This window comes from Paenibacillus sp. FSL R5-0887, from assembly GCF_038002305.1.
GTDB classification, from domain to species: Bacteria; Bacillota; Bacilli; order Paenibacillales; family Paenibacillaceae; genus Paenibacillus_AQ; species Paenibacillus_AQ odorifer.
Genome location: NZ_JBBOCE010000002.1, coordinates 14,621 through 27,444, shown reverse-complemented (window position 1 = coordinate 27,444; position 12,824 = coordinate 14,621). Strand labels below are relative to the sequence as shown.

The following is a 12,824-nucleotide window of genomic DNA, read 5'->3' as shown; positions in this document are numbered from 1 at the left end:
TGGAGCAAGATCAATGAATGTATTCAAGCGATTCTACGCGAATAGTACTACCAGACGCTTTTTTATTCTCGCACTTATCGGGTTGCTGCTGTACATGGTTCGAGGGATGCTTAATCTGGTGCTGCTGACGTTTCTGATTGCTTTTGTCATGAACAGCTTTCAGATTGTGCTCAGTAAACGAATTGGTAAATTCATGAAGGTCAACAGTAAGGTGATTATTGTCATTTTATACCTTGCTTTAATCGCATTGATTGTACTGGCCCTTGCAAGATATCTTCCTAAAGTATTGGAGCAGATTAAGCAATTAGCTATCTTCCTCACCAATCTCAAATCAGAGGATCTTCCGCAGAACAAGATTACATTATATTTGTATGATATGCTCAGGGACCTTAACTATCAGTCCTATATCAAAAGAGGCATCGATTATGTGCTGCAGGTTAGCAACTGGGGTGCAACTTTCGTTCTATCAACCATTTTAAGCTTTGTGTTTATTCTGGAGAAGAACCGGGTCGTCAGTTTCACTTCTAGGATGAGAGAGAGCAGGATTGCCTGGTTTTATATAGATCTGGAGTATTTCAGCCGAAAATTCATCGTTTCCTTTGGAAAAGTAATTGAAGCGCAAATTCTCATTGCCATGTTCAATACCTGTCTTACTGTTATTGGCTTGTGGCTGCTTAACTTCCCGTATTTATTTGCCCTAGCGATTTTGATTTTTCTGCTCAGTCTCATTCCGCTGGTTGGTTTTTTGATTTCGCTCATTCCGCTTTTAATAATTGGTTACAACATCGGCGGTCTGATAACAGTTACTTATGTGCTGGCGATTATTGCGGTGTTGCATTTTATCGAAGGCTATTTCTTGAATCCTAAGTTGATGTCCACAAAAATGAATTTGCCGATGTTTTTCACCTTTAGCGTGTTGTTGTTCTCTGAGCATTATATGGGTGTCTGGGGACTTATTCTTGGTATTCCTATCTTTGTATTTATGTTGGATATCCTTGAGATTACCCACGAAGATTCGTTCAAAAGAGCGAAGCCCTAAGCTGAATACTAAAAAACCCAAGTTATAAGCTGTTTTCGGTACTTTTCCGGAGACAGCTTATTTGTCATACACATTGCACAAAAAAAATTGCTAATGGGCTTTTTTTGTGAATAACGTTTTATATTGTGTCCTGCTGTCATAAGTTAGCTAAGGGAGTAATGTTCAGAGTCTTTAAAGAAGGAACAGGAACAAAGGAGGTACAAAAAAGATGGAATCACAGCTGCGGAGGTATACCCCCTTTAGGGGCCCGTTTGATCCTTGCCCACCGGTGCCGTTCAAGACGTATGTAGTTCCACCCAATCAATTTATCACCTTTCAGCCGCCCGATTTGCCACAGTTTAGTTTGCAGGAGGCTCTGAAGTATGGAACGCTCTGGCCAGCACTATTTAGTCCGTATGAATCCAAGTGCAAAGGAGGAGGGAAATAGACTATGGAGGCAAATCCTTGCGACCAACGTTATTATGAATTGCTTGAACAGTTGCAGACCCTTGATTTTGCCTTAGTGGAGTTGAACTTATACCTAAATACGCATCCTGACGATCTGAGAAGTATTGAACAATTTAATCAGCTTACGCTGGAACGAACTAAGCTAGCGAATCATTTTCAGGAGTTATATGGCCCGCTGCAGAATTTTGGCCGCGCATATTCTAAATGTCCATGGGAATGGAATCAACCCCCTTGGCCTTGGCAGGTGTAAGAGGAGTATAACCGTAAGGAACTATTTTTCTAGAGGAGGGAAGTTCCCGAATGTGGATATACGAAAAAAAACTGCAATATCCGGTACGGGTGGGTAAATGTGATGTCCGGATGGCGCGTTATTTGAGTGAGCAATACGGAGGCGCAGATGGCGAGCTCGCCGCTGCACTACGCTATATGAATCAAAGATACACGATTCCAGATAAAGTTATTGGCGTGTTGAACGATATTTCTACTGAGGAATTCGCTCACCTTGAGATGATTGCCACGATGATCTACAAGCTGACGAAGGATGCTTCGGTATGTGAATTAGAGGAAGCGGGATTAGGGCCACATTTTGTAGCGCATGATCATGCCCTGTTCTACACGGATGCTAGCGGAGTTCCATTCACCGCAGCCTATATTCAAGCTAAGGGAGATCCGCTGGCAGACCTTTATGAAGACATTGCGGCTGAGGAAAAAGCCCGGGCTACATATCAGTGGCTGATTGACATGACGGATGACGTGGATCTGCAGGATAGCCTTAAGTTCCTGCGGGAGCGGGAGATTGTGCATGCATTACGGTTTAAGGAAGCGGTGCAGATTATTATTGATGATCGGAATCAGAAGCGGGTGTTCTAAGGATTTCTGTGAAAAAGACATTTAAAGCCGTTCTCTTTTAAAAGAGAACGGCTTTTTTACGTTAAAAAATATGGAGGCTCCGCAGGAATTGATAGAAGAAATACCCGCCAAAGCCGATTAATACAACACCTGCGCTGATAGTCACCCATTTAATAGCCGTCCGGTTCATTGCTTTTCGTGTGGTGGATACAATCGTCATCAGGCCAATATCATGGAGCAGGATACCAATCAGGATACCTAATCCCACTAGCAAAAAGCTGCCCGTATTAGTACGGTCAAAGGAGTCGGACAATACGGTACCAAAGACACTAACCCAAAATACCAGGTTTCCTGGTGAGATCGCCACTAGCAAACCATTTTTGTAAGAAGAGAACAGCGATTTGGACGTCTTCTCTCCTCCAAGGGAAATATCATGATCTGCATTCTTGATGCTGTCATATCCAACGTAGCATAGGAAGAGAGCTCCAACTAACCACATGATTACTTGTATGATAGGCATGGAAAGAATAGAGGCTAGACCCAGGTATAAGCCTAGAATTAGGAAGAGGTCGATAGTCATTCCCCCGAGGCCAACAATCCAACCATGCATAAAGCCATTTTTTAAGCCTTGTTTGGTCATTTCAATGGTAATGGTACCTACAGGTAGAGCGATGGAAAAGCCGAGCAAAACGTATGTAAGAAATAAAGTCATTAAAATTTAAAGCCCCCTTTATCAAATTAAACGAAAGTATATTTTACACCATGAAGTAATAGGGGGCAATTCTTTTGAGTGAATTTATCTATTACAAATTTGCTCTAAAATTTTCGACCGCTCTAATAGAGACGGTCTTTTTTATTTATTTGAGGATCGCCAGAGATGAATATTAATGGTCTCGATTTTCTTTACCGATGAATTATTGCTCGAAAATTAAAGGGTGACATGAGATGAAAAATGTGATTTAGTTAGGTGAAAGTTAGTATATAAGCGATTAATTGAAAAAAAAGAGCCTCATTAGCTTCGGCTAACAAGGCTCTTAATACTGTCATGAGTTTGGATTTCATTATTTAATTGTTATCTTTATCGGTTTGTTTGATCAGTTCATAAGCGATATACCCGATCATTCCCAAGAACAACCCTGTGCCTGCAATAATGTAAACAATCGTAAATATTTTTCCGAGTGCTGTCTGGGGAACAAATGTTGGATGACCTAATGTACTAAGCGTTGCAACGCAGAAATAAATAGCATCCAGAACAGACAAACCTTCCTGTTTGACATAAAAAATGGTTCCAGACAACAGCGTCATCAAAACTAATAAGAATAATGCTTGGAAATTTTTACGTTTGAGCGCTTTCCATAAGCCCGAGAATAAACGTTTTAAAGTTAGTAAAAATGATAACATGCAGCTCCACCCTTCATTTATATTAGAGCATACATAACAAATCGTAGTCAAACTATTGAAACCAAGCAGCCTCTTATGAGGTTGCTTATTTGTTTTGAGAAATAGTTAGAGTCAGCAGCAACTTCCTGGTTCTCTCCCAAGTTAAATTCCTTCTAAGAGCATAAGTTTCCTTCAATTTGATAGAAATATTCTGATTCATAGGATCTATTATGGAATGTTGATTTCAAAGTAAAGCTTTGAAATCTTCTATTTAGCAATGGAAGCGGATAGGAGTAATGAATAACCTTGTAAAAGTAAATGTGCCAAATGTCTTAAATTTAACTAAAAGAAAAGTACGATGAGGTGACCTTAGAACTGGATCTATATACACTAGTAATTTTACTATTATGAAAATAATGGTTATTTATTGGGGATATTTGAACCATTTTAGCAAAAAATGTTATGGGAAATATAAACTATTCAGTCTTCAAACCGATAATGCAGTATGTATATCCTAAAATGGAAAAAAATTTATATTTTATTTAAAATTTACACTATTATTTCTTGTTAATCCAAAATTCCTATCCAGTGGTGATGAAAAAGATGAGTGCTCAAGAAAAGCTAACCAATCAGGTACAAAGAACCCCTCGAATTAAACCAAATTACCCGGAAGGTGAATTGGTTTTGGAGGATCCTGCCCGGCCATCGGGAAAACCAACCTTCTCATGGTTGACGATTATAGTCCCCCCCATCGGGATGTTAGTCATCTCTATATTTATGTCAACATTGACCAGGTCATTTACCATGCTGATATCAACCATGGGTATGACTCTTCTGACGGTCATGGTTTCAATTTTAAATTATAAATCTAGTGTGAAAAAACATCATGAACAGAACAAAAAACTTGAAAAGAAATATCTCAACTACTTATTTCAGGTTCGTAATGATTTACAAAGTGCCGCGAGTACGCAGCGAGAAGCCTATACATATATCCATCCAAGTATTCAATCTTGTGTTGAAATCGTACGGGGGAGAAGCAAGCAGCTGTGGGAAAAAACAGGAATTGAAGATGATTTTCTGAATCTCCGGGTTGGTGCTGGAATCCAGCCGATTGCTCTGGTGCCAACATATAGCTCAAAAGCGAAAGCAATTGATGACGACAACCCACTTGAAGAAATCGCCAGTAAAATATGCGAAGAGATGTATTTTGTACGAGACATTCCAGTCTACATACCGTTAAGGAATATTAATACGCTCGGAATATACGGCAAACAGCAGGAGGTTCGTGATTTCCTCAATGCTATCCTGGTTCATTTAACAACACACCAAGGCTACGATGATGTAAGGGTAATCTGCGTGATGCAGCCTGATGATCTGGAACACTGGGAATGGTTAAAATGGCTGCCCCATACATGGAATAAAGATCGAAGCCAGAGAAGTTTGGCTACAACATCCTTTGATGCCTCTAATATTGCGGATGAATTACTTCCGGAGCTTAGAAAAAGAGAAGAAAACAGCAAGAATGGTTATGGACTACAGCCAATGCAGGCCCCACATTATGTTTTTCTGGTTTTTGCTCCTGAACTGTGGGACAGCACGGATATGATGAAGTATTTGCTCTCGGGCAATGCTTCACTTGGAGTGACCAGCATTTTTACATCAGAGAAGATTGATGTTGCGCTGCCGCTGAATTGCCAGGCTATTCTGGAAATTAAGGGCGGTAAGGGGATGGTTCGCAAAGATACTAATCAGCTGTTAAGTCATTTAGCTGATTATTTTTCTGCCGATTCTCTGGATAAAAAAAATTCGGAGTTTTTTGCCCGTTCTTTGTCTCCGCTCAGAATTAAAGAAGGTCAAAATAACAGCTATATCCCGCCAATGGTTACTTTTCTAGAGAGCTTTGAGGTTGAGCAGGTAGAGTCTCTAAACGTAATGGAGCGCTGGTCAAAAAACCAGGCTAACCGTACCATGTCCATTCCTCTGGGGCTCGGGACAGGTGGTAAATTTCTTTTGTTCGATATGCACGAAAAAAGCTATGGCCCACATGGTCTAGTAGCCGGCACCACCGGATCGGGGAAAAGTGAGCTGCTTCAGTCCCTACTTTTGGGTCTGGCGGTAAATTATCATCCGCATGAGATTGCTTTTGTACTGATTGACTATAAGGGTGGAGGGATGGCTAACGCTTTTCTTGGGCTTCCACATCTGGTGGGAACAATCACCAATCTTGGTGGTAATCAGATCAATCGGGCTCTTGCCTCCATCAAAAGTGAGCTTTTGCGGAGACAGCGACTGTTCAGTGAAGCCGGAGTGACCAGCATTGATAATTACATCGTTCTTTACCGCAATAAGGAAGTTAACCTTCCCTTGCCGCATTTGATCATAGTGGTGGATGAGTTCGCAGAACTTAAATCAGATCAACCGGAATTTATGAAAGAGCTGGTCAGTGCGGCACGGGTCGGAAGAAGCTTGGGGATTCACTTAATATTGGCAACACAAAAACCTTCTGGCGTAGTTGATGACCAGATCTGGAGTAACTCCAGATTCAAATTATGCCTGAAGGTCCAGACACCTTCGGATAGTCAGGAGATGCTAAAACGCACGGAGGCAGCAGAGATCAAAGAAAAAGGCCGTGGGTATTTGCAAGTTGGTAATAATGAAGTATTCACTTTGTTCCAATCCTCCTGGAGCGGAGCGCCTTATCAAGCTGGGGAGACAGATCAGGATGGAAGTCCCAAGATGGATATCGTTTCACTAAGTGGTGAACGCAGAGCCCTGATTCCGAAGGGGAAAAACAGTGATGATGTCTCAAAACTGAGTGAGCTGCAGGCTGTGGTTAATCATATAGCTGCCATTTCTGCTGAGCAATCGATCGGAGAGGCCTTTCAGCTGTGGCTGCCTCCACTTCCGGAGACCATGACTTTAGCAGATGTTATGGATCAGAATCAGATCTGGGATGGGCAATCATGGAAGCAGCCAGATCAGAATCTTATTGCCACCGTTGGACGAATTGATAATCCGTCAGATCAGGAGCAATACAATCTGGATATTAATTTTAATCAGGACGGACATTTACTGGTTTATGGAGCACCGAGCAGTGGTAAGACAACACTGTTAAAGACAATTATCATGTCCCTCGCCTTGAAATATGAACCTGATTACGTTCATTTCTATATATTGGATTTTGGTACACGTACCTTGGGAGTATTCCACGAGCTTCCACATGTAGGGGATATTATTTTTCCAGAGGATGAACAGAAGCTTGGAAAACTGATCAGTTGGTTGTTGTCCCAACTGGATGAACGCAAACGTAAGTTTTCTCAGCTTGGAATCAGCAATTTGGTCTCTTACAGTGCGGCCACTGGAGAGAAGGTTCCTTACATTGTTATTCTGCTCGATAATTACACAGGATTCTCAGAAGCATATGATGACTTTATCTTAGAGCTTTCCAAGTTGGTGCGTGAAGGCGGTAATTACGGGATATACTTCGTGTTCGCTGCCAATGCTGTAAACTCTTATCCTTACCGAATCAGCCAGAATATTAAGCAGGCTCTAGTATATCAAATGTCTGATAGATTGGATTATTCCAGTATTCTGGGCAGAACAGAAGGGATGGAGCCAACGAATACCGTAGGCCGCGGACTGCTCAAAGATAACCAGATTCTGGAATTTCATACCGCACTTCCTGTGGATGGAAGCTCGGATGATCAGATTGCTGCCTCTCTCCGCCGGATTAGTTCGGAGATGAAAGCAGTGGCAGGAGTGAATAACCCTATGGGGATTTCAGTGATCCCGGACAAGCTTTCACTGGCAGAGCTTTTGGAACGTGTGCCTAAGGAACAACCGCAGGGCAATTATCTGGTACCGCTCGGGCTGGATTGGGATACTACACTTCCGGTAGAGATTAATGTAAAGCAGGTTAGCAATTTTGTAGTGTCTTACACCACTCAAAAGTATGTGGACTTTAGATTTAACGCCTTAATACAAGTTCTTGATAAATCGGCAGGCGAAATAAACATGGAATTCCATCTGTTTGACAGTGGTGTTGTCAGTATACCAAGCCTGAAAGCTAGTTCAACGATTACCCGCTATATGAGTACAGCTGAGGAGTTTTTACAGCTCACACAATCCTTGGTGAATCAGCTGCAACTAAGGAAAAATGATGCCCGGCAAGCTTTTGCAGATGTCCAAAACCGTGAAGAATTTGACGAGGCTGAGTATATTCTGTCTAAGTACCCGCTTCTTGTCATTGTAATGCCTCATCTTAAGTCTGCTTTTGATCTGATGGAGAATGATTCACTGGATCATTTGGAGCGGATAGCGAGGTTTGGCGGTGGACTTGGTGTAATGCTGCTGGTCGGCAGCGATTCGTTTGAACTGAGTCAAATGCAATTGGTCACTGATTTTGCCGGTGAACTGATTAACAGTGGACATGCATTGTTGTCCGATGGAAGACCCAACGATCATTTGTCTTATGCACCACTACTCGAGGGTTTGGAATACCATGAGCTGAACGAGGTGTTGGACAATACTGAAGCGATGCTGTTAACAGAGGGATCCATTTCACGCCTCAAAATGATTACAGAACTATAGATAAGCAGGTGAAGAAAGCGATGAAGCCGGCTCGTGAAATATTTGAATTGCATCCTTTAGAAATTATCTATTTAACTGCTTTAATAGGAGGAACCAGTTTTCCAGGTCTGGAAATCGATCTTAAAGGTGAATCGGAGCGCAATTTACGCTCCCTAATGGATACACAGATGAGGTCGCTGGAAGTGAAGGGATATTTAGAGGTTGATTTTGTGGGGCTCGCCAAAGTGAATGAAGTGCTTCATAGAGGTATCGCTGTTGCATCCAGTTGCAAATCTTATTATTGCCAGCTTATGCATACAAATCAGCAGACTTGCAAGGTCTTCTATTTTGTTCAGGATGAAGTTTGGTTTGAACTTGAGCATCAGCCGGAAAGTAACACCTATAAGCTTCAGGAGATTTATGCACTACATGAGCTGATGTATCAGGTCATTGAAAGAATCCCTTTAGTGTGGGAATTGAGCGATAAAGAAAAATTACAAAAAGCGATAAATAAAGAAGTAGATCTTGAAACGTGGATGGGGAAATCTCTTCAAGCAGGTGCATTCATAACTTCCTTGGCAGAAATCCAATGCATTACTGAGGAGGCACAGGTGATTCGCGAACTGAACCTGTTGATTCATGAAGAACAAATGTGGCTGCTGCGTGGGGTGGAAGAAGACGTCAGTCAAACCACGCAATCCTTGCCTGCAGTAGTTAATGAGTTATGTAATTGGCTGCAAGAAGCTTAACAAATCTGGGGGATCAGACTATGTCAACTGCACTGACTACTTTTGTATTTAAAGGTGAAAGAGAGAAGTATTTGGATTTGGAAGTCTCTCTTTCTATTTCTACAGGGCAATGTATCGAGCTACTTAAGCAAGCCAACTGGCTTCCGGATAACTGGGAATTTAAATGTGAAGCCAGCCGTACGGGCGAAGAATGGATGGAGTTGGGGCCGCATGCTGTTCTCGCAGAGATTATACAAGGGGACGGAGCCATAGTTCGTATTTTACCCTATTGAGCTGGGAGATCGTAAAGGAGGATTCCTATGAAAAGCGTACACTTAGTCTGCTCGCCTGAACTTATAATGCTGCTATCCAGGTCGCTGGAACATGAGGGTTATGTAATTTCCGGTAAACATTCTACATTACATAGTTTTATAAGTGGTTTCAGTAGCAAGGAAGTTGATCCTTCATCCATTGTAATTATGGAGGGCGGCGCGGGTCTGGGCACACCGGTCAAGGCTGCGGATATTATCAGTTTCATGACACTGATCCGCAAATATCTTAAACATACGCGGCTGATTGTTCAGTTAGACCCGGTGCTGCAAACGGATATTGAATTTATACGGACCCTTGTAAATATGAATATACATGATCTTCAGTTCACTACGGAATTCCAGGGCGATGATCTTCTAAACTGGATCAAAGAGAAAAAAACTACAAGGGATTATTATCATATCCTGGGGAAAAAGAAAGGCCTTTTTGCATCGTTTAAAGGCTCATCATCAAGAGCAGCTTCTGACGCGGCAGTGGAAGAGGCACCGTCTGCTCCTCCGAGACCGGTGGAGTCGCTTACCCGTCCACAGCCAGTGGCGGCCGGTTCCAGAACTGTAGCAGATGCCGCCAACAGGAGACCTTCCGTTGCTCCTCGCTCTTCAGCAGGATCAACCCCGCCTAGACTGGGGCCTCCGGCCAGAAAGGAGACCCCGTCATTAGCCGAAGCGGAAACGCTGGAGAGTCTGGAACAATCTATTCCGGTAGAAGAAGAGTCGATGCCAGCAGCAAGTACGAGAATTCTGGGCAGCAATGTACCACTTGTCATCGGAGTTTGTGGTGTCGGAGGGGAAGAAGATGTAGGTGCGGCGGCATTTCTGCTGGCTGCGGGTCTGGCAGAACTGGGCTGGAAGCCTCTGGTATGCGGAGATGACAGGCCCGAAATCAGTTCGCTTGAACAGATTGTTTTTAAGGGGGAGAAAGAAGATTCGGTTTCTACCATGTTCGAATATGAAGGAGTCACTTTCTACCGCAGAGGGTATTCGTGGGATATTTCGGAGCTTTTGGCCAGTGAGTTCACGCATATCATTCTATGGGTAGATATCCATCGGGAGCGGAAGGGCACCAGCGGACTCGAGCTGTGGTGGAACTCGCAAATTCCTATTTTGATAGGCAACGGGGCTATGTGGAAGTATGAACTGCTGAAAGAGAAGCTGAACACCCTTAATCCTTATGAGCGCAAGCGGTGCAGGTTACTGCTGGAAAATGGACATCAGGAAGTATTACAAATGTTGAAAAAGGATTTTGCAGAAATTCAAACGACTCTGATGCCTGCACATCAAGATCCTTTGTATCCAGATAAAGCGGCTGTTGAATGGGTAATGAAGCTGCTGACCGTTCAGAAAAAGCTCTTTCGCAAGCAAACGTTGCTCTGGGGAATTGTTGGGATGGTCTTATTTGTGACCTTGTTATTAATAGGCATAGGATTTTCATTCGTTCCGGAGAGCCGATAATTATAAATCAGGAGGCTGGGTATGAATTCAGGTATGGTTAGGGGCATTGCTTTTGATTGCCATCGACTTCTCTCCCCTGCCCAGGAGTGCAGCGATAAGATGAGAGCGGCAATCACAGGAGTGTCTGGTTATTGGGTAGATTTGGGTGGGGAAGAGTTTAAGCAGCATTGTGAGGAATGGATTAAGAAAATGAACGAATTTAAAGCTGCCATAGCCCAAATTGAAGCAAATATGATGAACTATGCAGATAAATTGCAGGTGGAGGAAGAGAGAGCAGAGGCAGCCAGAATTAAGGAAGCTGAAAGACAAGCCTCCGAACGGGCAGCAGCGGCAGCGGCGGCCGCAGCCGCAGCCGCAAAATCTACAGGGAAAATTAAATAGGGATGGAAATGAGGTCTTGAAGTGGCAATACGTAAGCGGAAAAAAATACTGAGATATACGATCCTATCAGGTTGTCTTGTTGCCGTTGCCACATCCGGGGTATGGTTTGCAACTTATCGCCATTATAACGTTAAGCTGATCGATGAGCGGGCAGCTTACGAAGAACAGCTGAATGATAAAGATGAAGTCTTGCAGCGCTATATGGACCAATCCCAGACAGCCTATGTATTGATATCTCCAAAGCTAGCTGGAGAGGTGATTACTGCTGAGGATGTAATGGAAGAGAAGCTACCCAAATTCTCCTCACCGGATAATCTGATCAGCGAGTCTAAAGCAATTGTTGGTAAGTACTTGAAGATTGATGCATTATCAGGCACAGCGGTAACTACTGAAATGATACGTGATGAAGCGAGATTGGAGCCTTCAGAACGAAAAGAAGAGACTGAATATATTAAACTGCCGCTTCGGTTAACGAAAAAAGATGTCGTAGATATTCGGATAGTTTTTCCAAATGGCGAGGATTACATAGTAGTAGGAAAGAAGTCGCTGAAGGACGTAGATTTAGCGAATCAATATACATTTTTTAATGACAATGAAGAAGAAGCACAGCTCCTGCAAGCTGCCCTGGTGGATGCATACATAAATAACGCAGAGCTGTATATGAAACAGTACGTAGAACCGGAGCTTCAGCCTGAACCTGTAGTCAATTATGTCCCTAATCTGGATGTACTTGGAGTAATTAAGGATAATCCTTTCATTATAGATCAGGCCAAGTGGAGTCTTGCTGCCAATCTTCGTAAGGAACTGGAGAAACGTCTCGAAGTTATGGAGGATGAAGATAGAATTCGTGTGGGAGCACAGGCACCAAGCGGCAGTGGTGTGATCCAGAGAAAGGCTGTGCAGGGAGCGGCGGCAGCAGAGGAGGCTGCAAAAGTTGATGACAGCCAATCCGTGAACGGAGTGATAGATCGGACCAATCAAGCGCCGATCGATTCAAGTGCAGACCAGAGTTCAACGGGTGTGACGAATAAAGAAGCAGCCACAGATGACAGTCTGCTGGAAGGAGAGTGACCGATTTGCACATTGTTGTTGCAGGGGATTGCGAGAAGCATGATTTCATACTGGCAGCGGCTATTCTGTTGAGAAATTATTTCAACAACGATGTCATGATTATTTCGGATAACAGCAGGAATTATCAGTATTTTGAAGGCGAAGTGTCTGGTATAAAGATTGCAGATTCAACCGTAGCTGACAAACCGGATATCGTTCTGTATGACTGGCATAATGGGTATCCTGAGGGTCTTAAGGAGGAGATTATTGTCTTCGCGACTACCTATGACCGTCAGTCTATGGAGAACGTAGATAAGTTGCTGGATCAGAAACGGATGCCTACTGTACTGCTTGTCATAGAAGAAGAATGCGGACTTGGGCTGAAGTATGTGGATAAATATTATCCAGTGATTACTTCGAAAATCAGTTACATCAGTAGTCCGGAGCGAAGAATTAATTGGGTCCATGATGGAAGGGTGGATCTTAAGGTAGATAAGGATTTTGCCGAAGCTGTAAATGACTTTTTGATTGGAATTTGCGATGTTCCAAAGCAAGACATCAAGAAGCTGTGGCAGTATGCAAGGAAACGGGGGTAGGTAA

The 12,824-nt window shown here is 43.0% G+C and carries 13 protein-coding genes; 11 read left to right on the top strand and 2 right to left on the bottom strand.

From position 1 onward, the window contains the following. Positions 1-13 precede the first annotated feature (13 nt). From MKY14_RS18275 to MKY14_RS18260, 4 genes are all read left to right on the top strand, one after another. Entirely contained in the window at positions 14-1,039 is a 1,026-nt protein-coding gene (locus MKY14_RS18275; RefSeq protein WP_076187099.1) for an AI-2E family transporter, read from the top strand. A 208-nt stretch (positions 1,040-1,247) separates the two neighbouring features. Then, positions 1,248-1,466, top strand: coding sequence for a spore coat associated protein CotJA (locus tag MKY14_RS18270; RefSeq protein WP_036684070.1), 219 nt, complete (start codon positions 1,248-1,250; stop codon positions 1,464-1,466). Positions 1,467-1,469: 3 nt separating this feature from the next. Then, on the top strand, positions 1,470-1,736 hold the full coding sequence (locus MKY14_RS18265; protein WP_036684069.1) for a spore coat protein CotJB: 267 nt from the start codon (positions 1,470-1,472) through the stop codon (positions 1,734-1,736). A 50-nt stretch (positions 1,737-1,786) separates the two neighbouring features. After that, positions 1,787-2,356 (top strand): manganese catalase family protein, encoded by a 570-nt coding sequence (locus MKY14_RS18260; protein WP_036684067.1) that lies wholly within the window; start codon positions 1,787-1,789, stop codon positions 2,354-2,356. Between the two features lie 61 nt (positions 2,357-2,417). Here the strand turns inward: MKY14_RS18260 and MKY14_RS18255 are convergent, their stop codons facing one another. Both MKY14_RS18255 and MKY14_RS18250 read right to left on the bottom strand, forming a co-directional pair. Continuing rightward, complete coding sequence (locus tag MKY14_RS18255) at positions 2,418-3,047, bottom strand: LysE family translocator (protein WP_076187101.1); 630 nt, start codon at positions 3,045-3,047, stop codon at positions 2,418-2,420. A gap of 353 nt (positions 3,048-3,400) precedes the next feature. Further along, positions 3,401-3,736, bottom strand: a complete 336-nt coding sequence (locus tag MKY14_RS18250; RefSeq protein ID WP_076124810.1) for a potassium channel family protein — start codon at positions 3,734-3,736, stop codon at positions 3,401-3,403. Positions 3,737-4,318: 582 nt separating this feature from the next. On the opposite strand from MKY14_RS18250, the gene essC reads away from it, so the two are divergent. From essC to MKY14_RS18215, 7 genes are read left to right on the top strand one after another with little or no spacing between them, the layout of a single operon-like run. Then, the gene (essC, locus tag MKY14_RS18245) at positions 4,319-8,305 is read left to right on the top strand and encodes a type VII secretion protein EssC (RefSeq protein ID WP_340977073.1); all 3,987 of its coding nucleotides are present in this window, start codon (positions 4,319-4,321) and stop codon (positions 8,303-8,305) included. Between the two features lie 20 nt (positions 8,306-8,325). After that, positions 8,326-9,033: a hypothetical protein gene (locus MKY14_RS18240; RefSeq protein ID WP_076219072.1), complete on the top strand. Its 708-nt coding sequence runs from the start codon at positions 8,326-8,328 to the stop codon at positions 9,031-9,033. Between the two features lie 20 nt (positions 9,034-9,053). Continuing rightward, positions 9,054-9,305: a hypothetical protein gene (locus tag MKY14_RS18235; RefSeq protein ID WP_076104573.1), complete on the top strand. Its 252-nt coding sequence runs from the start codon at positions 9,054-9,056 to the stop codon at positions 9,303-9,305. A 27-nt stretch (positions 9,306-9,332) separates the two neighbouring features. Continuing rightward, positions 9,333-10,793: a hypothetical protein gene (locus tag MKY14_RS18230; protein WP_076219073.1), complete on the top strand. Its 1,461-nt coding sequence runs from the start codon at positions 9,333-9,335 to the stop codon at positions 10,791-10,793. Between the two features lie 21 nt (positions 10,794-10,814). After that, a complete protein-coding gene (locus MKY14_RS18225) occupies positions 10,815-11,174 on the top strand; it encodes a hypothetical protein (protein ID WP_076219074.1) in 360 nt (119 codons plus the stop codon). A gap of 21 nt (positions 11,175-11,195) precedes the next feature. Further along, positions 11,196-12,245 (top strand): SAF domain-containing protein, encoded by a 1,050-nt coding sequence (locus MKY14_RS18220; RefSeq protein WP_339190281.1) that lies wholly within the window; start codon positions 11,196-11,198, stop codon positions 12,243-12,245. A gap of 5 nt (positions 12,246-12,250) precedes the next feature. Then, a complete protein-coding gene (locus tag MKY14_RS18215; protein WP_339190283.1) occupies positions 12,251-12,820 on the top strand; it encodes a hypothetical protein in 570 nt (189 codons plus the stop codon). Positions 12,821-12,824: the final 4 nt, after the last annotated feature.

Excerpts from the sequence above, each read along its gene's own strand:
- MKY14_RS18265 (WP_036684069.1), top strand. The coding sequence starts at position 1,470 with ATGGAGGCAAATCCTTGCGACCAACGTTATTATGAATTGCTTGAACAG.
- MKY14_RS18260 (WP_036684067.1), top strand. The coding sequence starts at position 1,787 with ATGTGGATATACGAAAAAAAACTGCAATATCCGGTACGGGTGGGTAAA.
- MKY14_RS18225 (WP_076219074.1), top strand. The coding sequence starts at position 10,815 with ATGAATTCAGGTATGGTTAGGGGCATTGCTTTTGATTGCCATCGACTT.
- MKY14_RS18240 (WP_076219072.1), top strand. The coding sequence starts at position 8,326 with ATGAAGCCGGCTCGTGAAATATTTGAATTGCATCCTTTAGAAATTATC.
- MKY14_RS18235 (WP_076104573.1), top strand. The coding sequence starts at position 9,054 with ATGTCAACTGCACTGACTACTTTTGTATTTAAAGGTGAAAGAGAGAAG.
- MKY14_RS18250 (WP_076124810.1), bottom strand. The coding sequence starts at position 3,736 with ATGTTATCATTTTTACTAACTTTAAAACGTTTATTCTCGGGCTTATGG.
- MKY14_RS18230 (WP_076219073.1), top strand. The coding sequence starts at position 9,333 with ATGAAAAGCGTACACTTAGTCTGCTCGCCTGAACTTATAATGCTGCTA.
- MKY14_RS18275 (WP_076187099.1), top strand. The coding sequence starts at position 14 with ATGAATGTATTCAAGCGATTCTACGCGAATAGTACTACCAGACGCTTT.
- MKY14_RS18270 (WP_036684070.1), top strand. The coding sequence starts at position 1,248 with ATGGAATCACAGCTGCGGAGGTATACCCCCTTTAGGGGCCCGTTTGAT.
- essC (WP_340977073.1), top strand. The coding sequence starts at position 4,319 with ATGAGTGCTCAAGAAAAGCTAACCAATCAGGTACAAAGAACCCCTCGA.
- MKY14_RS18255 (WP_076187101.1), bottom strand. The coding sequence starts at position 3,047 with ATGACTTTATTTCTTACATACGTTTTGCTCGGCTTTTCCATCGCTCTA.